General features: G+C 62.3%; 15 protein-coding genes. 7 read left to right on the plus strand and 8 right to left on the minus strand.

All coding sequences use genetic code 11. The features are described 5' to 3' along the window. Positions 1 to 733 precede the first annotated feature (733 nt). A complete protein-coding gene (locus tag C6Y62_RS01465) occupies positions 734 to 2,086 on the minus strand; it encodes a UDP-glucose dehydrogenase family protein (RefSeq protein WP_068460647.1) in 1,353 nt (450 codons plus the stop codon). Between the two features lie 563 nt (positions 2,087 to 2,649). Between C6Y62_RS01465 and fumC the strand changes: the two genes are divergently transcribed. From fumC to C6Y62_RS16155, 5 genes are read left to right on the plus strand one after another with little or no spacing between them, the layout of a single operon-like run. Then, a complete protein-coding gene (fumC, locus tag C6Y62_RS01470; protein ID WP_173952508.1) occupies positions 2,650 to 4,053 on the plus strand; it encodes a class II fumarate hydratase in 1,404 nt (467 codons plus the stop codon). 24 nt (positions 4,054 to 4,077) lie between these two features. Then, positions 4,078 to 4,407 (plus strand): type II toxin-antitoxin system CcdA family antitoxin, encoded by a 330-nt coding sequence (locus C6Y62_RS01475; RefSeq protein ID WP_173952509.1) that lies wholly within the window; start codon positions 4,078 to 4,080, stop codon positions 4,405 to 4,407. Then, positions 4,408 to 4,719: a CcdB family protein gene (locus C6Y62_RS16800; RefSeq protein WP_173952510.1), complete on the plus strand. Its 312-nt coding sequence runs from the start codon at positions 4,408 to 4,410 to the stop codon at positions 4,717 to 4,719. After that, a complete protein-coding gene (locus C6Y62_RS01485; RefSeq protein WP_338074313.1) occupies positions 4,610 to 4,990 on the plus strand; it encodes a DUF4169 family protein in 381 nt (126 codons plus the stop codon). The genes C6Y62_RS16800 and C6Y62_RS01485 overlap by 110 nt, the downstream gene beginning before the upstream one ends. Then, the gene (locus C6Y62_RS16155) at positions 4,987 to 5,310 is read left to right on the plus strand and encodes a ribbon-helix-helix domain-containing protein (protein WP_338074312.1); all 324 of its coding nucleotides are present in this window, start codon (positions 4,987 to 4,989) and stop codon (positions 5,308 to 5,310) included. The genes C6Y62_RS01485 and C6Y62_RS16155 overlap by 4 nt, the downstream gene beginning before the upstream one ends. A 77-nt stretch (positions 5,311 to 5,387) precedes the next feature. Here the strand turns inward: C6Y62_RS16155 and C6Y62_RS01495 are convergent, their stop codons facing one another. Continuing rightward, a complete protein-coding gene (locus tag C6Y62_RS01495; RefSeq protein WP_173952512.1) occupies positions 5,388 to 9,446 on the minus strand; it encodes an AsmA family protein in 4,059 nt (1,352 codons plus the stop codon). A gap of 394 nt (positions 9,447 to 9,840) precedes the next feature. Between C6Y62_RS01495 and C6Y62_RS01500 the strand changes: the two genes are divergently transcribed. Together C6Y62_RS01500 and C6Y62_RS01505 are read left to right on the plus strand one after the other, a co-directional pair. After that, positions 9,841 to 12,465, plus strand: coding sequence for an ATP-dependent helicase (locus C6Y62_RS01500; protein WP_173952513.1), 2,625 nt, complete (start codon positions 9,841 to 9,843; stop codon positions 12,463 to 12,465). 20 nt (positions 12,466 to 12,485) lie between these two features. Further along, complete coding sequence (locus tag C6Y62_RS01505) at positions 12,486 to 13,223, plus strand: Abi-alpha family protein (protein WP_173952514.1); 738 nt, start codon at positions 12,486 to 12,488, stop codon at positions 13,221 to 13,223. Here C6Y62_RS01505 and map read toward each other — a convergent pair. The 6 genes from map to C6Y62_RS01535 form a co-directional block, all read right to left on the minus strand. Beyond that, positions 13,220 to 13,978, minus strand: coding sequence for a type I methionyl aminopeptidase (gene map, locus C6Y62_RS01510; protein ID WP_173952515.1), 759 nt, complete (start codon positions 13,976 to 13,978; stop codon positions 13,220 to 13,222). The two genes, C6Y62_RS01505 and map, sit on opposite strands and share 4 nt — an antisense overlap. Positions 13,979 to 14,224: 246 nt before the next feature. Continuing rightward, positions 14,225 to 15,568 (minus strand): bifunctional folylpolyglutamate synthase/dihydrofolate synthase, encoded by a 1,344-nt coding sequence (locus C6Y62_RS01515; protein ID WP_173952516.1) that lies wholly within the window; start codon positions 15,566 to 15,568, stop codon positions 14,225 to 14,227. Positions 15,569 to 15,681: 113 nt separating this feature from the next. Beyond that, positions 15,682 to 16,752, minus strand: coding sequence for an acetyl-CoA carboxylase, carboxyltransferase subunit beta (gene accD / locus C6Y62_RS01520; protein WP_068460665.1), 1,071 nt, complete (start codon positions 16,750 to 16,752; stop codon positions 15,682 to 15,684). Between the two features lie 186 nt (positions 16,753 to 16,938). After that, positions 16,939 to 17,766, minus strand: coding sequence for a tryptophan synthase subunit alpha (gene trpA, locus C6Y62_RS01525; protein ID WP_068460667.1), 828 nt, complete (start codon positions 17,764 to 17,766; stop codon positions 16,939 to 16,941). Between the two features lie 79 nt (positions 17,767 to 17,845). Next, entirely contained in the window at positions 17,846 to 19,117 is a 1,272-nt protein-coding gene (gene trpB, locus C6Y62_RS01530) for a tryptophan synthase subunit beta (protein WP_173952517.1), read from the minus strand. Between the two features lie 58 nt (positions 19,118 to 19,175). After that, positions 19,176 to 19,850 (minus strand): phosphoribosylanthranilate isomerase, encoded by a 675-nt coding sequence (locus C6Y62_RS01535; protein WP_173952518.1) that lies wholly within the window; start codon positions 19,848 to 19,850, stop codon positions 19,176 to 19,178. Between the last annotated feature and the right edge of the window lie 159 nt (positions 19,851 to 20,009).

A 20,009-nucleotide genomic window follows, 5' to 3' on the forward strand; every position in this document is an offset into this window, starting at 1 on the left:
CAGTTGCGCACGATTGATGCACCGTTCACGCACGCAAACATCGACGAACAAAAAAATTCCCGCTACAACATCAGCAGTGAGATGAGGCACCGTATGCCCCAAACAGCTGAACCACCATTTGCACGCGCGCTCTCAATGGCAAGACGACGTCAAGCACGCAGGCGAGCAACCGTTCGTTATCGTCACTCCAACGCGACGCAACGAAACGGCCGCACTGCTAACAAACCTGAACCGTGCGGTCTGCGTTCAACGCCGACGCTGCAGCTTCGACGCTTTCGTCGGTGCCATCTTCAGCGCGGCCATGTTCGCTCCGGCCCCCAGCGCAGAGCCCACAGCCGCCTTCAACAGGCGCGCCGCTTTACCATCTCTTTCCAGATCAAGCGCCAGGCGCTGGCCCCGTTGATCACGGATGCGCGTCGCTCGGAAGCCGACCAGAAAACACCGCGCTACGCCGCACCGGCTGGTGTTAATCGTGCCGTTTCATCCCGTCGGAGCAGGCGCCGTCAGTCTATTGCGGCACGGATGCTGGGCCGCCTGTCGCGGGGGAGGCGCCCTGCTTCTACAGCGCGAAAGCCCATTTCATGCAGGGTGCGGCGCTGACCTGCAGCAACGCAGAACGCCCAATCCGGCACTCCGATCCGGCACAGAAATCAGTGCCATCAGCCAATAAAAAAGGCCGCGACCCTATCCGGGGCGCGGCCTGAATTTTTGCAGCCGTCACGGCCTTAACGCATCAAACCGCGCGCAGCGCCGCACGCGCCGGAGCCAGATCGCTCTCATCCGGCTTGCGGCCCACCGCCGTGTAACGCAGGCCCGCGGCATGGGCGAGCTCAGCCGAGAACACGTTGCGCAGGTCAACCAGCACGTCGCCCCGCATCCGGGCCTTGGCCGCCGCGAGATCAAGCCCGCGGAACTCGTTCCACTCGGTCACCGTCACCAGCACGTCGGCACCTTCAGCCGCCTCCAGCGCGCTGTCGCACCAGATCACGCCGGGCAACAGCGGATCGGCCTGCTTGCGACCCTGCGGATCAACCACCCGCACCGTTGCGCCCCGCTCCTGCAGCATCGGCACGATGGTGAGGCTTGGCGCGTCGCGCATATCATCGGTGTTCGGCTTGAAGGTGACGCCCAGCAGCCCAACGGTTAGCCCACGCACCGAACCGCCCGCCGCCGCCTCGATGCGGTGCGCCATGGCGATCTTGCGCTCGTCATTCACGCGCTGCACCTGCTCGATGATGCTGACGGGCGACTTGTTCTCCCGCGCGGTGCGGATCAGCGCCGACACATCCTTTGGGAAGCACGAACCGCCGTAGCCCGGCCCCGGATGCAGGAACTTGTCGCCGATGCGGCGATCCTTACCGATGGCGGAGGCAACTTCCTGCACGCCAGCGCCCACGACCTCGCACAGATCGGCGATTTCGTTAATGAAGCTGATCTTCATCGCCAGGAAGGCATTGGCGGCATACTTCGCCAGCTCCGCCGACTCGCGCCCGACGAACATCACCGGCGCATTGCGCAGCGCCAGTGGCTTATAAAGGCGGTTCATCACGGCGCGGCCGCGGTCGTCATCGACGCCCACCAGCACGCGGTCGGGATGCATGAAATCGCCGATGGCCGAACCTTCGCGCAGAAATTCCGGGTTGGAGCAAACGGCAAACTCGGCATCGGGACGCGCCGCACGCAAGCGCTCTTCGATCTCGCGACTGGTGCCCACCGGTACCGTGGACTTGGTGACGATAACGGTGAAGCCCTCAATGTGCGGCGCGAGCTCTTCCACCGCCGCATACACATATGAGAGATCGGCGTAGCCATCGCCACGGCGCATCGGCGTGCCGACGGCGAGCAGGATAACATCGGCTGCCTTTGCTGCCGGACCCAGCTCATTGGTAAAGCGCAGACGTCCCGCCTGCATGTTCCGCTGCAGAAGATCATCGAGCCCGGGCTCATAGATCGGCGACTTGCCGGCGTTCAACTCTTCAAGCCGCTGCGGGTCCTTGTCGACGCAGGTCACGTTCCAGCCGAATTCGGAAAAACAGGCCGCGGACACAAGCCCAACGTAGCCGGCGCCGATCATGCAAATGTTCATCTATCCCACCGCGAGGTCCGCTGGCCCGTGATTGGCCAAACTCCCCTCGCCTCCCTTCGCTTGAACAAGATCACCCGAATATTAGACTCAACGCAGCCCATCAGGCACACCGGCTGTCGCTCACATTCCAACGCATCGCCCAACGCACGAATGGCGTTGCAGACTCGGTCTGCAGCGCCTTTGCCGACGACCGCCAGTTAACTAATCCCATTCCGCCCGCTGTGCCATTGTCCAACGTGTCCCTGCGCCAACCGGCGAAGATTGCGCATCGATGCGGCCTGACGTCGCGATTGCGCCCGGGCCCGCTGGACGCGATCCGCAGCACCCGCCGCATCTCAAAGCCCGGAGCGTTGGTAACAGCGGTGCGCCTTGTGCCTGTATGCCCCGGTTGTGACTGCCGCATGAAGAGACATTCGCTGCCTTCGCATTGAGCCAGAACGTTTATCCTGAGATTTTATCGCCGAGGCGGCGGCGCAGGTGTCACCCAAGCGGCCAACTTGGTGAAATAGCTGCTGCTGTGATAAGCGGCATGCCTCAGATTTTTCCGCAATTGGGGCCCTCGCATGAGCACGCAAGACAACAAGACCCGCACCGAAACCGACACCTTCGGCCCCATCGAAGTTGCCGCTGACCGTTATTGGGGCGCACAGGCACAGCGCTCGCTGGGCAACTTCAAGATCGGCTGGGAGAAGCAGCCGCTGCCGATCGTGCGTGCTCTGGGCATCGTCAAGCGCGCCGCTGCGGAAACCAACATGGCGCTTGGCCGCCTCGATCAGACCATCGGCGATGCTGTCGTAAAGGCGGCACAGGAAGTGATCGAGGGCAAGCTCGACGATCATTTCCCGCTTGTGGTCTGGCAGACCGGTTCGGGCACGCAGTCGAACATGAACGCGAACGAGGTGATTTCGAACCGCGCCATCGAGATGATGGGCGGCGAGAAGGGCTCGAAGAAGCCGGTGCATCCGAACGATCATGTGAACATGAGCCAGTCGTCGAACGATACGTTCCCGACAGCCATGCACATCGCGTGCGCCGAGGAAATCGTGCACCGCCTGCTGCCGGCGCTGCAGCAGCTGCGCAACGCCCTCAACGACAAGGCCCATGCCTGGAAAGACATCGTCAAGATCGGCCGCACCCATACGCAGGATGCAACGCCGCTGACGCTGGGTCAGGAGTTCTCCGGCTACACCCAGCAGGTGGAAAACGGCATCAAGCGTGTTGAGCAGACGCTGCCATCATTGATGGAGCTGGCGCAGGGCGGCACCGCTGTCGGCACCGGCCTCAACGCGCCGAAGGGCTTTGCGGAAAAGGTGGCTGAACGCGTCGCTGCCATCACCCAGCTGCCGTTCACGTCGGCGCCGAACAAGTTTGAAGCACTGGCCGCGCACGACGCCATGGTGATGAGCCACGGCGCGATCAATACGCTGGCCGCATCGCTGTTCAAGATCGCCAACGACATCCGCTTCCTTGGCTCGGGCCCGCGCTCCGGCCTTGGCGAGCTGTCGCTGCCGGAGAACGAGCCGGGTTCGTCGATCATGCCGGGCAAGGTTAACCCGACGCAGTGCGAGGCGATGACGCAGGTTTGTGTACAGATCTTCGGCAACAATGCTGCCATCACGTTCGCAGGCAGCCAGGGCCATTTCGAACTGAACGTATTCAATCCGGTGATGGCCTATAATTTCCTGCAGTCGGTGCGGCTGATGGCAGACGCAGCGGTTTCGTTCACCGAAAACTGTGTCGTCGGCATTGAGCCGCGTGTCGATAACATCAAGGCCGGTCTCGACCGCTCGCTGATGTTGGTCACCGCGCTGGCGCCCAAGATCGGTTACGACGCGGCGGCCAAGATCGCCAAGACCGCCCACAAGAACGGCACCACGTTGCGCGAGGAAGCGGTCGGCGGTGGCTACGTGACCGACGCCGAATTCGACGAGATCGTCGATCCGCGCAAGATGCTGGCGCCGGATTGATATCTGCGGGGACGGGGCTGGTGCGTGAACGAGTTCCAGCCCCTCGGTACCCGTTTGACCGCATTCGCCTGCGCAGGCATTATGCGCATGAATAATGCTGTGCGAGGACAGGCCATGCAGGAAGCTGTCAAACGGCGCAAGAAGGCCGTCAACCTATCGATCGACGCCAAGCTGCTGGCCGAGGCCAAAGAGGCGGGGACTAACCTATCGACCCTGCTTGAACATGCGCTGAGAGAACAGCTAAAGGGGCAGCGCGAAGACAATTGGCGCAAGGCTAATAAAGAAGCCCTGGATGCATATGACGATCACATCCGGAAGGACGGTCTTTGGTCCGAGGAATTCCGGACGTGGTAGATGCGCCAGTTTGATGTGTTCCGTAACCCCAGTAAGAATTCGGCAAAACACGCGCCACTTGTTTTGGTTCTGCAGTCGTCATTGACGATAACTGAAACGACCGTCATCGTGGCTCCGCTGGTGCTGCCAGACAGACTGCCTGCTACATCCAAGCTTTTTCCACACTTGAAGGTCGGTGCACGTCACCTCGTACTGTCGACCAATGAGCTTAGCGCGATCGGTCGCCATCATCTTCGGCACCGAAGCGGAAATCTCGAACGCCATCGGGACGACATCATCGCAGCGCTCGACATGCTTTTTCTCGGGTTCTGACATGGCTGCTGAGATCATCAACCTACGTCGCGCGCGCAAAGCGAAGAACCGGCGCGAGGCAGAGGCTCGCGCAGAGGAAAACCGCATCGCTTTCGGCCGCACCAAGGCGGAACGTCAGGCGACGGACGCTGCGAATGCGTTGGAAGCCCACAAGCTGAATGGCCTGCTGCTGGAGCGTAGCGCGAGCACCGGCGACAGCCCCGAGCGCGATGCTCCTGCGCCCCAAGAGCCGACGCCCGATGAGGATCCTGCCAACGGGCCGAGCCAGTGATCGACGCGCCCGCGACATCCGCCGATGACGAAACTCGCGCGCACGATGACGCTCGCGATACAGACGCGGAACCTTCAACCGCTGCGGCTCCGACGCGCCCGGTGAAGCGCTCATTCTCCATCAAGGGACACCGCACCTCCATTTCACTGGAAGCAGCTTTCTGGACCGCATTGCAGGAAATCGCGGCGGAGCAAGCGAGTACGCTCGCAGGCCTAGTCGCGAGCATCGACGCCACCCGCGGCGAAGCTGGCCTTTCGAGCGCGGTGCGCATCTGGGTGCTGGAATACTATCGCAGCCGAGCCTTGCCGCGCAGCAATTGACCGTTTGCCGTCAATCCGGATTGCCGCTGGGCAATGGAAAACGCGCGGGGGCCGCATCGTGCCACCCGCGCCTCCGCTTACCAGTTCTGAAGGTTGCGCAGGATTTGCTCCGCAGGGCCGATCTGCTTCTGCGCCGCCGGACGCCGTGGACGTCCGTTACCGTTGCTACCAGCAGATGACGATGTGGTTGTAGCAGCCGGCTGTTGGGGAATGCTGCCCGCTTCCGTCGGCGCGACAACCGCAGGATCGATAGGCGATGCGCCGAACGTAACGATTTCCTGCCCAGGCACCTGCGGGACAACAACGCCCAACGCGCTGGCACTGGAAGGCGGCAAGGCCGGCGCCGCACCGTTGGCGGACGTTGCTCCGCTGCGGTCAAACCCAAGCGGCGCGGCAGTCGGCGCTGGAGCCGGTGACGGCAATGGAACCGGAGCGGCCTCGTCTTCATCCGCCTCGCGTGCACGGCGACGCTCGTCCTGACGCTTCACACGCTCAGCGTCGGCCTGATGCAGACGCTCAAGCTGATCGGCGTCGAGTTCAAGCTTGCGGATCGCAAGCTCACGCTCCAGCGGTTCATGGGCAATACGCGTCGAAGGCGTCCACGCATCCGGCAAGCGACCGGTGTAGACAACGCTGATCGGCGGCAGGGTTGCAACGCGCGCCGCTGGCGTTGGCGCCGGAGCTGCCAATGGCTGACCGGCGTTATCATCGCCAGCATCTGCGTCGCTGTCAGCGGAGGCAGCGGGCTCTGCCGGCTGACCCGACAGCGCATTCGGCGCTGACTGCACCAGCCAGGAGCTGTCGAACATCATCGATGCGAGATCGACAGTCGTATCAACCTTGGTCGAGCCGGCATCGGAATCGAGCGTAAATGAAGCCAACTTCGCGGCGCCATCGCCGATTTCGATCGGAATGATGCGCTGGCCGACCATGACCTCACGCGATGTGAACGCCGTACGGAGCGCTTCAGCCAGCTCCTCGCCGCTGGCACCAGCCTCGCCCGTCAGCGCCGCCCGCGCAGTGCTGACGACAGCCTGCGGTGTGGGCACGCGCATCAACAGATTGCCAAGCCGAAGCTCACCCGCACCCGTTGCCACCGACACCATCGTGCCCGGCGTCGAAGCGCGCGCCTTGATATCAAGCGCAAGGCTGGCCTGCTGCTCAGCCATCTCGGCATTGTCAGTCTTGCGAACGCGCATATCGCTGACGTTCACCACAGCGTCGAGCGCAGCGCCGCCTGCGGCTTTCTCCAGCACTACGCGCGATGTCAGCTCACCGCCAAGCAAGCGGCCTTCCAGCTTGCTCACCTCAACCTTGCCCGGCGTCAGCGCAATTTCCACGCGCGCCTTGGCAATCGCCATTCCTTCAATCACCGACAGCGATCCGAAGTCGACGCCAAGCTTGCCTTCGACACCATCGAGCGCGGAAAAATCGAACGCGCGTTCGGGCCAGATTGACCGCCCCGCAGTCAGAGGCTCGGCAGTATCCGCGCCATCAACCGTTATCGTCTTATGGTCCGTCACCAGAGCGAGAAGCCCGGGAACGGTTGCAGCATCGACATCCAGTTCGCCGGTGACGATGGCCGGGCCTTCGCTTGGATACGCAAGCGCCAGCGTTCCGCTGACTTTACTGTCCCCCACACGCAGATCGTGCAGATCAAGCTCCGTGGCGTGACTTGCCGACTTCACCCGCACCGTACCGACTACGGGCGTTTCGCTGAGCGTAACTCCGCCGCCGAGCCCTGCGACGGACATCACCTCGCCCAGTCCGCGAGCAGACAACCGCAATTCGCCATCAAGGGTGCTACCGCTAGCGGCGGGCAGCACGGCGCGACCGTCATAACCCAGGAACAGCTGCGGCCCCTGCGCCAACGCGGAAACCGCCATGGCCTGCGCCGGAACACCGACGGCCTTGATGAACACCTCACCGGTCTTCGGCGTCGCCGATGCGGGCAGCTGCGCCTGATCGCGCGCGCCAAGGCTGGCCAGAATACGCGCGACGTCGGGACTGGAGTTGATGGTCAGCGTGATATCGGCGGGAGCCGCGCGCCAGTTACCCAGACCGCCATCCAGCAGAGCAGTAGCGATCAGGCGTCCGGAACCCTGCACCGCGCCATCGGCGGTGATGTCAGCCGAACCGGAATTGCGTGCGCCAAGGCCAATGCTGCCAGCGACACTCATCGGCGCCAGCGTCGAGAAAATCGCCGCCTGATCGCGCAACTCCTGCGGCGGATCCAGCAGCGAAACCAGCGTCGAATAGGCGGCCGCTGAGGGCACCTTCATTGCCCAGCGCAACGCACCCTGAGGCGTCGAAGCGGCATCCCGAACGTCGCCCTCAAGATCGAACTTCAATCCATCGGCGGTGTCGAACCGGCATGTGCGGATGGCGAGTTTTCCGCCGTCAACGCCAACGTCCAACGACACGTTGCGCAGCTTCTGCTCGCCGGCGAGAAACTGGCCAGCACGCAGACGCACGTCGAAGTCCATCGTCTGCGGATCGAACCAGGCAAATTTCTCCGATCCCGGCGCGGCTGCAGCATCAGTTCCGTTACGACTGACCACGCGCTTGAATGCGCCGATACCCGCCTGCCAGAACTGGCCCGCGTCCACTTCCGCGCCTTCCAGCACCAGTTGCACACGCGGACGTTCGCCACGCAGCAAATGGAACTCTCCCGTCAGCGGACGCCCAGCAACTTCGACACCGGCTTCGGTGAGGCGAATACCGCCATCGCTCATGGCAAGCTGGCCCTGCAGCGAGAACGCTCCGTCGTTGCGCAGCGCCTCAGCCAGCGCTCGGCCCTTCGCCGACCAATCGAGGAAGCGCGCCAGACTGGTGCCATGCAACGTCACGTCGCCACGGAACGACTGGCCACTGGCCTGCTCCGCAACCGCTCCATCGAGCGCAAGCCGTGTCCCGCCCGGAAGGCCGGCACGCAGGCGATCCAGATGCAGCACGCCGTCCGTACGGGCCAGTTCCAGCCGTGTGCCGCTGACAGGCTCGCCGCCGAGGTTTGCCTGATCGAGATCCAGCGTCACCTTGCTGTCGGCATTCTTCGGCAACGCAGCCATCACGGCGCCGATGAAATTGCGCGCCGTAGCAATCGGATTGTCGGCGCCGTCTTCAGTCATCGCCAGCAGATCGAGATCGAGCCAGCGCGACGTCAGCCCCATATCGACGCTGAGAGCCTCTTCCCAGCGCGCGGTGGCGGCGCCGGAAATGAGCTGCGGCTGGCCAACGTTTTCGAACGTCATGGCGATATCGTCGACACGCATGCCGGTCGCATTGCCGTCAATCTTGGCGCGAAAATCGATGACAGGCGGCAGCTTTTTGTTGCCCGACGCCGCGCCCGCACGGTTCGCCTGCGCGAGCGCACCCGATGCAAGCGCCAGCTTTGCCGTCAGATCGCCACTGATCCGCGGCACGTTTTTGATGTCGTCAATCCGACCATCAACGGAATACGAACTCAGGTGATCACCTTCGTCACGCACCGTCGCCTTGAAGCGCAGGCTGCCATCAGCCTCTGTCGCGCCGGTTACGAGGCGCACCTCGCGCGTACCTTCGCGCCAATGCGTTGTGCCCTTGAACCCGAACGGACCTGAAAACGAATCTGCTTTCAGCTCGCCATTGATGCCGGTGAGATCCGCGAAGTTGATGCCGCGCGGCCCGAACAACGCAACGCTGCCGTCATTGACCATCACCGACTGCAACGACACGCCGGCCGGCACGAACGGCAAAGATCCCGGGGCGATGCTGAAGTCGCGCCAGTTGCCTGCGCCTTCCGCATCCACCGCAAGCCGCAGCTCCGGCTTCTCCAGCACCACTTCGTTGGCTTCAATGATGCCCTTCAGCAGCGGCGGCACCGAAAGCCGCATGGTGAAGCTTTCCGCCCGGAACAGCGGCTCCCCCGTTGCGCCAGTGGGATCGGCGATGCGCAGCTTCTCAAAGCTGACATAGGGCTGCGGCAACAGGCGAACATTGACGTTGCCGCCGACACGCACCTCGCGGCCGAGGATGCGCGTTGCCTCCTCTTCGAAGACACCGCGATAGCCATTCCAGTCCACGAAATAGGGAACGGCAAACAGCGCCGCGAGGGCAAGCGAGATCAGCCCCGCGATATAAAGAAGCCCGTTGCTCATCTAGCCGTTCAGAATCCCGATAGGCATTCGACCGTCCCTACAGACAACGCAAAAACATCCTGGTGGCGGCGGCTACCAGGCAGAGAGGCCAGGGTTCAATATCTCGCCAATGACATTTCGTGCGCAGGTCTCACGGAGGCCACCGGCTGCGGTTGAGACATAGTCTAGCCTATTCGGCATGGCATGTCTGTGTCTGGCCCCGCTTTGGTGGAAAACGGCACCGCTCACCAATGGAAAGTGCCGGCGTTTGCACGGATTTGATGCAATCGGGCGGGCGTGGGCAGCGGCCAAATTTCCCACAACCTTATCGTCGCAGTGCCCGCTCCCCACATCAGGTGTGGGCGAAGGGCGCACAGGCGTTGCCGCACCAAGCCGGGTGATATAGTTCGGAAGCATGGCGCACACAGGAAAACATTTCGCGAACGCGGCTGCCGTGGATGGCGCGGACGAGCTCCCGTTTGATCTGCCGCCGCGCGGGGCCACAGCAACCGGCGCAGCTTCTGCAGCCGATGACGATGAGCCGCCGTTCGATCTGCCCGCAGCGCCGCGTAGCGCGCAGTCTCCTCGGCAACAGCAGCCAGAGCCGGATCATGCACCGTCGCAGCAGGCGGACGCGCCCGGTGATGGCGGCAAACGGCTGTCGCTTTCCGCCCGTGCGCTGCAAGGCTCTGCGTCACCGCGTGCGGAGCAGACACCCTATCTCCAGGGGCTCAATCCCGAGCAGCGCGAAGCCGTTGAACACCTCGACGGTCCGGTGCTGGTTCTTGCGGGTGCAGGCACCGGCAAAACGCGCGTGCTGACAACGCGCATCGCTCACATTCTGGCAACCGGCCGCGCCTATCCCAGTCAGGTTCTCGCCGTCACCTTCACCAACAAGGCCGCGCGCGAAATGAAGGAGCGCATCGGCAGCCTTGTTGGTGGCGCGGTGGAAGGCATGCCGTGGCTCGGCACGTTCCACTCCATCGGCGTGAAGATCCTGCGCCGCCATGCCGAACTGGTCGGGCTCAAATCCAGCTTCACCATTCTGGATCCGGATGACCAGCTTCGCCTGATGAAGCAGGTGATCGAAGCTGCAAGGCTGGACAAGGACCGCTGGCCCGCGCGCCAGCTTGCCGGCGTGATCGACGGCTGGAAGAACCGCGGCCTGACGCCTGACAAGGTGCCTGCGGGCGAAGCCTACAATTTTGCGGCCGGCAAGGGCGTTGAGCTTTATGCCGCCTATCAGCAGCGCCTGAAGGAGCTGAACGCCTGCGATTTCGGCGATCTGCTGCTCGAAAATCTGCGCCTGTTCATGGAACATCCGGATGTGCTGGCCGATTACCAGCGCCGCTTCCGCTATCTGCTGGTCGATGAATATCAGGACACCAACGTCGCGCAGTATCTGTGGCTGCGGCTGTTGGCGAAGGGCTCGCCCAACGTCTGCTGTGTCGGCGACGACGACCAGTCGATCTACGGCTGGCGCGGCGCGGAAGTGGACAACATCCTGCGCTTCGACAAGGATTTCCCCGGCGCTCACGTCATCCGGCTGGAGCGCAACTATCGCTCGACCGGGCACATTCTGGGCGCTGCATCCGGCCTCATCGCCAGCAACCGCGACCGCCTGGGCAAGACGCTGTTCACCGATGGCGAAGACGGCAACAAGGTTGCTGTCTCGGCGGTGTGGGACGACGAGGAAGAGGCCCGCTCGATCGGTGACGACATCGAGCGCATGCACAAGAACGGCCAGAAACTCAACGAGGTTGCAATTCTCGTACGCGCCTCGTTCCAGATGCGCGCATTCGAAGACCGCTTCATCAGCATGGGTCTGCCGTATCGCGTCATCGGCGGTCCGCGCTTCTATGAGCGACAGGAAATCAAGGACGCGATTGCGTATCTGGAAGTTACGGCCAACCCGACGAACGATCTGAAATTCGAGCGCATCGTCAATGTGCCCAAGCGCGGGCTCGGCGACACATCGGTGAAGCGGGTACACGAGCTGGCGCGCGCACGCGGCATTCCGATGTACCAGGCGGCGAAGATGATCGTCGAAACGGAAGAGTTGGGCGGCAAGGCGCGCAAAGCGCTGTCGGATCTGATCCGCAGTTTCGATCGCTGGCGTTCGCGCCTCGGTCACATCAAGCACACCGAGCTGGCCGAGCTGATCTTGGATGAATCCGGCTACACCGCGATGTGGCAGGCGGATAAAAGCCCGCAGGCACAAACGCGACTGGAAAACCTGAAGGAGCTCGTGCGCTTCATGCACGAGTTCGAAACGCTGGAAGGTTTTCTGGAGCACATCACGCTGGTGATGGACACCGAGCAGGCCGGCGATGGCGACCGCGTCTCCGTCATGACGCTGCATGCCGCCAAGGGGCTGGAGTTCGACAACGTCTATCTTCCCGGCTGGGAGGAGGGGCTGTTTCCGCATCAGCGCGCGCTGGATGAAACCGGTCAATCCGGCCTCGAAGAAGAACGCCGCCTTGCCTACGTTGGCATCACGCGCGCCAAGCGTCTCGCCAAGATCTCCTTTGCGCAGAACCGCCGCACACGCGGGCTCTATCAATCGGCGCTGCCGTCGCGCTTCGTCGACGAACTGCCCGAAGATCATGTCGAGATCATCGAAACCAAGAAGCCGTTCGGCGGCGCCTATCAGAACTTCGGCGGCACGTTCGGCCGATCGAGCTACGGGCAGAGCCGTTTTGACGACGTGCAGACGCAGCCGTTTGAAGGTCACTACGGCACACCCGGCTGGCAGCGCGCACAGCAGCACACCCGCGATCAGAGTTCTGCGTCCTCGTCATCATCGGTGAAGCGCAAGTGGAGCCCATCCGATCAACGCCGCAAGCGCGGGCCGCTGATGATCGAGGGCGAGCTGATTGCATCGTCGAGCGACAGCTCCAGCTATCGACGCGGTGAGCGGGTGTTGCATCAGAAGTTCGGCCTCGGCACCGTTACCGATGTCGACGGCAACAAGCTGACCATCGAGTTCGACAGTGGGGAGCGCAAGCGCGTTGTGGACACCTTCGTCGACCGCGCCTGAGCAAGGGATAGAGGTTCGGAATGGATATAGACCAGATAGGCAAAATTATTCCGAAAGAAACGATCGATAAATTTTACGCCGACGCTGTTTCTGCTCCAGCAAAAGAACTTGGGAAGCTTGGCGGTGACGTTGGGAAAACGCTCCGCTTATTGCTGGCACCAATTCAAGTTCTAGGCGCTTTACAAGATCGATTGGAGCCGATGCTTGAACGCATCCGCAAACGCGTTCCTGACGAGCGCAGAATTGAAGCACCACCAGAAGTTGTCGGACCAGCACTCGAACGAATGCGCTACCTTCCAGATGAGAGCGAACTCTGGACTATGTTTGAAGAAATTCTCACGAAGTCAGTAGATAAATCTGAAGTCGTACAGGTTCACCCATCCTTCCCGACCATCATTTCTCAGCTCAGTCGCGATGAAGCCTGGATGATCTATCGCTTGCGTGACAAGAGCTTCAACGTTGTCGACATTTTGGATCTTGTGGAGAATCGCTTCGAAAATAGGAAATTCGAAAGTAGCGAACTCCCTATCGACGAACTGCAATTGCCTTCGCAGTTGGACCTTTATTATGCCCACTTGGAATCTCTCAGCCTTGTAATTTGGCCTGTAAACAAGCAAGAGCTAATTATGGCAGGTGAAAAGCAAACCGGCATCCGGCGATTTAGCACTATGATGCTCACGGACTTTGGTCGTCTGTTTGCTTCAGCCTGTATCCCGCCGGATGGCTTTAAGCCGTCAAAGTCCGTCAATGAGGGCTAACCCGGCATCGTTACCACAAGCGCGCCGTTGCGCGTTGCGACGATGGTGTGCTCGTACTGCACGGTGGGCGCACGCGGACTGCTGAAAAGCGTCCACTCATCGCCGCCCAGTCCACCGTCTTCAGCTAGTTCTCCGCCCATCGACAGGAACGGCTCGACCGTGAACACAAGCCCTTCGTTGATGATGCGCCGTTCTGATTTGTCGGGCCAGGTTGCGATTTCCCCCGGCTCCTCGTGCAGCGAGCGCCCGACGCCGTGGCTGGCGAGATTACGGATGAGCGTATAGCGGTTGCGACGCGCGAACTCGCCGATGGCGTTGCCGATGCCGCTCAGCGGTTTATCGGCGCCGACCTGACGAATGCCGGTCCACATAGCGCGGCGGCCATCACGGCACAGGCGGTCAATTGCCTTTGACACCGGCGGCACCGCGAACGATGCGCCGGTGTCAGCGAACAGGCCGTTTTTCTCCGCGGAAACGTCGATGTTCACCAGATCACCGGCAGCAATTATACGCTCACCCGGAATGCCGTGCGCGATCTCTTCGTTGACGCTGATGCAGGTCGCACCCGGAAAGCCGTAGCAAAGCTCCGGCGCGGACTGCGCGCCCTCCAGCTCCAGCAGGCGGCGGCCGATGTCGTCCAGTTCCGCCGTCGTCATGCCGGGCTCGATGGCGGCGCCCATAGCCGCCAGCGTGTTGGCAACGATGCGACCGATCTCCTTCAGGCGCTCAAGTTCTTCCTCGCCTGCAATCGTCATACGGTGTCCTGCTGTTCTGTCTGTCTGAGGTGAGTTCGTGTGCAGCAGCGGAGCGCCAGCACCAGGCATCCGTGCGCGTCTCACGTGCCTGGCGGCCGGCTCCGCGCAGCGGAGACGCCAAACACAACTAAAATATAAACCGCCGCGAAGCGGCAAGGCGCCAACGGCGCCCGGCGCGTGCGCCGGACATCAGCAGGCGAGTCAGCAGCCGCAATCAATGCTTCTCTCAGCTTGTGTCACGTAAAGCTAATTACTCTGCGGCTCGACGCCTTCCTGCAGACCGAGCACATGGCCCGCGAGATAAAGCGAACCGCAAATGAGAATGCGTTTCTGGCCCAGCGCTTCGGCATCCGTGCGCTTCAGCGCTGTAATGACGTCAGTCGCGCTTTCAGCTCGCAGACCAACCTCGCGCGCAACTTCGGCCAGCGCTTCCGGCGTGAACGTCGCCTCATGCGCGCCCGGGATCGGCACCGTCACAACATGGGCCGCGAGCCCACGGAACGGCGCCAGGAAATTGGCCGCGTCCTTCAGGCCCATCATGCCAACGACGAGATGCAGCGGCTTGGGTGAGCGCTCTTCCAGGTCAGCCAGCGTTTGCGCCAGCGCGCGGCCTGCCGCGGGATTGTGTCCGCCGTCGAGCCAGAGTTCAGCGTGGGCTCCCAGCATCGATGGCAGCGGCCCGGCATCGAGACGTTGCATGCGGGCCGGCCAGCGCACGTTCAGCAGGCCCTGCTCAATCGCCTGCTCGCCGATGCCAAGATGCGGCAGCGCTTCGGCAAGACGCAGAGCCGCTGCGACAGCAGTGCCAGCGTTGGTGATCTGATGGCTGCCGACCAGGGCCGGAAGCGGCAGATCGAGCAGCAGATCTTCAAGCTGCACCACCAGACGGCCACGCTGTTCGTAAGCGTCGAAATGCTCGCCCCACACCGACAGCGGCGCGCCCTGACGCAGCGCCACGGCGCGGATCACATCTTCCGCAACAGGCTCCTGCTGCGAGATGACGGCGGGAACACCCGGCCGCAGAATGCCGGCCTTCTCGCCGGTGATCTGCGCCAGCGTTGAGCCGAGCTTGTCGGAGTGATCGAGCGAGATCGGCATGATGACGTCGAGCACCGGCTTCTCGACCACGTTCGTTGCATCGAGCCGGCCGCCAAGGCCAACTTCGAGCAGCAGCACGTCGGCCGGATTTTCGGCGAACGCGAGGAACGCCGCCGCGGTGGTGATCTCGAACTGCGTAACGTCGTCGGCGCCGTTCAACGCCTGCGCGCGCGTCAGCACATCGACGAGTTGCTCCTCGCCGATCGGCGCAGCACGGCCATCGGGACCGGCAAGCGCAATACGCTCGTGGAACCGCACCAGATGCGGCGAGGTATAAACGTGAACGCGCGCACCGGCCGCTTCCAGTATCGCCTTCAGGTATGCGGTGACGGAACCTTTGCCGTTGGTGCCCGCGACGTGGACAACCGGCGGCAGACGGTGGTGCGGATTGCCGAGCTTTGCCAGCAGGCGCTCAACGCGGCCGAGCGAAAGATCGATCAGCAGCGGATGCAATAGCTTCAGTTCGGCGAGGAGCTTTGCGCTCGTGGGCATACGGCTCTCCCGCCGCTAACTTTGATCTTGAAACGACGGCAACATCCGCAGGCCTGTGCGGCCCGGCTTTAGCAAGCCAGACCGCAAAACCGGCTGCGGATGCAGGCAAAGCATCAATGCTGCCTGTCGGTTGGTGATGGGCGCGATGTAACCGCCTCGGCGTCAGCAACGCTCGGATCACGGTGCTCGATCCGGGCAGGATCGAAACGCTGCTCTGGCTCCAGAATCTCAGGCTCAACCGTCGTTCCGGTGTGGGCCTCGATCGCGCTGCCGCTGCCGTTCGTGTGGCTCTTGCCATTCAGCCGCGTCTTGTCGACATGCTTCGCCGGCTCAATACCCATCAGCACATGGCAAAGCCGGCTCAGCGTTTCCCGCATCTGATGACGGTGCACAACCATATCGATCATGCCGTGCGCCAGCAGGTACTCCGCGCGCTGGAAGCCTTCCGGCAACTGCTCGCGGATGGTCTGCTGAATGACACGCGGACCGGCAAAGCAGATCAGCGCGCCCGGCTCCGCGATGTGGACATCGCCCAGCATAGCGTAAGATGCGGTCACGCCGCCGGTGGTCGGGTCGGTCAGCACGACGATGTAGGGCAGCTTGGCTTCGCGCAGGCGCTGCACGGCAATGGTGGTGCGCGGCATCTGCATCAGCGACAGGATGCCTTCCTGCATGCGCGCACCGCCGGAGGCCGCGAACAGGATGAACGGCGCGTTCTTCTCGAGTGCGCGCGTCATGCCGGCAATCACGCCTTCACCGGCCGCCATGCCAAGCGAACCCGCCATGAAGCGGAAGTCCTGCGCAGCGGCGACGGTGGTCAGACCGTCGAGCTTGCCTTCGCCGATGAGAACGGCGTCCTCAAGGTTTGTATCGGCCTTCGCATCACGCAGACGTTCCGTATAGCGCTTCTTGCCATCGCGGAATTTCAGCGGATCGACAGCCACGGTCGGCACCGGCACCTGCTCAAATCTGCCGTCATCAAACAGCAGTTGCAGGCGCAGGTCGGATGCCATGCGCATGTGATGGTTCGACCCCGGAACGACAAACTGATTTGCCTCCAGGTCTTTGTAAAAGACCATCTGCCCGGACTCGGGGCATTTGATCCAGAGATTGTCGGGCACGTCGCGCTTCGTCGTCAGGAAGCTGCGGATCTTCGGCCGGACAACGTTATTGATCCAGTTCACGCTCTTGGCCTCTCAACGCTTGGCCGGACCGGTCGGCAATTGCTGCCTCCTCAGGCTCGGAACCCGGCCCCCCATCGGACCGATAGCCCCGCTTATATGGCGTTTTTCAGCGCCATGCCGCACTGCGGCAATTGGAGCGGTTAACAGCCGCTTCAACCTAATTACCCCGACGTGCCTTTGATATGCTCAGACTGCCCTAAGCGCAGCCGCCAGGGAGCCCACCAAATCTAAAACAGCAGGCACCGTCTTGCTAGTGGAGGTGCCATCTTCATTCAGGTTTTGGGCGATAGCCCCAACAAGGGCTGAACCGACCACAACCGCATCTGCCACCGCGCCGAGCGCCTTGGCCTGCTCCGCACTTTTTACGCCGAAACCGACCGCCACGGGAAGAGCCGTCGATTGCTTAATCAGCTCAATGCGCTTGTGAACTTTGTTAACGTCCGGTGCCGCGGTGCCCGTGATGCCGGTAATCGAGACATAATACAGAAAGCCTGAGGTGTTCTGCAGCACCTTGGGCAGACGCTTTTCATCGGTGGTGGGCGTCACCAGCCGGATGAAATTGAGCCCGGCCTCCGCCGCCGGGATGCAAAGCTCGTCGTCCGTCTCCGGCGGCAGGTCGACAACGATCAGGCCATCGACGCCCGCTTCCCTGGCTTCGACCAGGAATTTGTCGTTCGGATAGACATAGATCGGGTTGTAATAACCCATCAGAACGATCGGCGTATCCTGATCCTGCTTGCGGAACTCGGCGACCATATCCAGCGTGTCGCGCATCTTCTGCCCGGCCGTCAGCGCGCGCAGCGACGATGCCTGAATGGCCGGACCGTCCGCCATCGGATCGGAGAACGGCATGCCAAGCTCGATCACGTCGGCACCCGCAGCGGGCAGGCCGAACAGGATCTGCTTGGAGGTTTCAAGATCCGGATCGCCTGCCGTGATGAAGGTGACGAGACCGGGACGGCCCTCACGTTTCAGTTCAGCGAAACGACGGTCGATGCGCGTTTGTGTGCTCATGCCTCAGCGGACGTTGGCAGCAGCGGCGAGATGGTGAAGCCAACCCGCGGAGCCGATGCCCGGCGCCCGTTCCCCTTCATCAGATGTCAATGCCGAGATAACCGGCAACCGCAAACACGTCCTTGTCGCCGCGTCCGCACATGTTCATGACCAGCAGATTGTCCTTCGGCAATGTCGGAGCAAGCTTGGTCACGAACGCCAACGCGTGCGAAGGCTCCAGCGCCGGAATGATGCCTTCAAGCTGCGCGCAGAGCTGGAACGCCTGCAGCGCCTCGCTGTCGGTCGCGGGCACATAATTGACGCGCCCGGTATCCTTCAGCCAGGCGTGCTCCGGTCCGACGCCCGGATAATCGAGACCAGCCGAAATCGAATGGCCTTCCAGAATCTGGCCTTCGCTATCCTGCAGCAGGAACGTGCGGTTGCCGTGCAGAACGCCCGGCGTTCCGCCCGTCATCGATGCAGCGTGGCCGTTCTCAACCTCGATGCCGTGACCGCCCGCTTCAACGCCATAAATCTTGACGCTGTCGTCATCGAGGAACGGATGGAACAAGCCGATCGCGTTGGAACCGCCGCCGATGCACGCCACCAGCGTGTCAGGCAAACGGCCCTCGGCCGCTTGCATCTGCTCGCGCACTTCCTTGCCGATGATCGACTGAAAATCGCGCACCAGCTCCGGGTACGGATGCGGACCCGCCGCAGTGCCGATGATGTAATACGTGTTGTCGACGTTGGTCACCCAGTCGCGCAGCGCTTCATTCATCGCGTCTTTCAGCGTGCCGGCGCCGCTGGTGACGGGATTGATCTTCGCCTTCAGCATATGCATGCGCGCGACGTTCGGCTTCTGCCGCTCGACGTCCGTTGCGCCCATGAAGATCTCGCACGGCAAACCAAAGCGCGCGCACACGGTGGCGACCGCAACGCCGTGCTGCCCTGCGCCGGTCTCGGCGATGATGCGCGTCTTGCCCATGCGCTTTGCCAGCAAAATCTGGCCAAGGCAGTTATTGATCTTGTGGCTGCCGGTGTGGTTCAGCTCATCGCGCTTGAAATAGATTTTCGCGCCGCCATCGCCGCCGTTTGCAGCCGCGACACCGCGCAGATGCTCGGTCAGGCGCTCGGCGTAATAAAGAGGGCTTGGGCGACCGGAATAGTGCGCGTTGAGATGCGATAGCTCGGCATGGAATGCCGGATCAGCCTTGGCGTCGTTGTAAGCCTTCTCCAGATCGAGGATCAGCGGCATCAGGGTTTCAGCAACAAACCGGCCGCCAAAAATGCCGAAGTGGCCGCGCTCGTCGGGGCCGCCGCGATATGTGTTGAGCTTGGCGCCCTGCGCCTGATCTGTCGCCGTCGACATTCTCAATCCTTTGTGGTCATCCCATCGGCCGCCAATCGTCCCGGCAGCATCCGGACCTTCAGGGGGTCTGATTAGCCGTCTTTGCCGCGCTAATAAAGCGGCGGATGCGTTCAGCGTCTTTCACGCCGGGGCTGCTTTCGACGCCCGAGGAAACATCGACTGCCCGCACGCCGGTCAAACGCACCGCTTCAGCGACGTTTTCAGGCGTTAATCCACCCGCCAGAATGCAATCTGCCAGCAGATCATTGGCATCGCGTTCGACGGCGGCCAGAGCCTCCCAGTCGAAGGCCACGCCATTGCCGCCGGGCAACGCGCCGGGTTCATCGGCGCGTGGCTTGGCATCGAACAACAGGCGATCGACGAAACCATCATAGGCCAGCGCGCCGCGCACATCGTCCGGCCCGGCGACACTCACCGCCTTCATCACCGGAATGCCGAATTGCCGGCGCACATCGTTGGCACGCTTCGGGGTTTCCTTGCCGTGCAGCTGAATGAGATGCGGTGCCACTTCACGCGCGATGGCCTCAAGCAACGCATCATCGGCATCAACGACCAGCGCGATCACCTGCAGCCGATCACGCGCCATATCGGCAAGCGCGCGTGCCGTCGCCAGATCGACATTGCGCGGGCTGCGCTCGAAAAACACCAGCCCGACATAGTCAGCGCCGGCATCGAGCGTCGACTGCATCGCTTCAGCAGAATTGATGCCGCAGATTTTGACTTCAGTCGTCATCGCTCAACTTCACCGGACCAACTGTTTGCGGTAGTGCCGCTGCGCCTGCCGCATCAAATCGAACCAACGCGCCGCACGCGTCCATGCCGATTATGTCGGGGCCACTTTGTACATGGTGCCATACAGGCGCAAGCGGACAAGGCGGCAATTCCTACAAGC

Source organism: Hyphomicrobium sulfonivorans (genome assembly GCF_013306565.1).
Lineage (GTDB): Bacteria > Pseudomonadota > Alphaproteobacteria > Rhizobiales > Hyphomicrobiaceae > Hyphomicrobium_A > Hyphomicrobium_A sulfonivorans.

Coding starts and splice junctions, on each gene's coding strand:
- C6Y62_RS01465 (WP_068460647.1), bottom strand. CDS start 2,086: ATGAACATTTGCATGATCGGCGCCGGCTACGTTGGGCTTGTGTCCGCG.
- C6Y62_RS01535 (WP_173952518.1), bottom strand. CDS start 19,850: ATGACGACTGAAGTCAAAATCTGCGGCATCAATTCTGCTGAAGCGATG.
- C6Y62_RS01505 (WP_173952514.1), top strand. CDS start 12,486: ATGGATATAGACCAGATAGGCAAAATTATTCCGAAAGAAACGATCGAT.
- map (WP_173952515.1), bottom strand. CDS start 13,978: ATGACGATTGCAGGCGAGGAAGAACTTGAGCGCCTGAAGGAGATCGGT.
- trpA (WP_068460667.1), bottom strand. CDS start 17,766: ATGAGCACACAAACGCGCATCGACCGTCGTTTCGCTGAACTGAAACGT.
- fumC (WP_173952508.1), top strand. CDS start 2,650: ATGAGCACGCAAGACAACAAGACCCGCACCGAAACCGACACCTTCGGC.
- C6Y62_RS01485 (WP_338074313.1), top strand. CDS start 4,610: ATGAGCTTAGCGCGATCGGTCGCCATCATCTTCGGCACCGAAGCGGAA.
- C6Y62_RS01495 (WP_173952512.1), bottom strand. CDS start 9,446: ATGAGCAACGGGCTTCTTTATATCGCGGGGCTGATCTCGCTTGCCCTC.
- C6Y62_RS01500 (WP_173952513.1), top strand. CDS start 9,841: ATGGCGCACACAGGAAAACATTTCGCGAACGCGGCTGCCGTGGATGGC.
- trpB (WP_173952517.1), bottom strand. CDS start 19,117: ATGTCGACGGCGACAGATCAGGCGCAGGGCGCCAAGCTCAACACATAT.
- C6Y62_RS01515 (WP_173952516.1), bottom strand. CDS start 15,568: ATGCCCACGAGCGCAAAGCTCCTCGCCGAACTGAAGCTATTGCATCCG.
- C6Y62_RS16800 (WP_173952510.1), top strand. CDS start 4,408: ATGCGCCAGTTTGATGTGTTCCGTAACCCCAGTAAGAATTCGGCAAAA.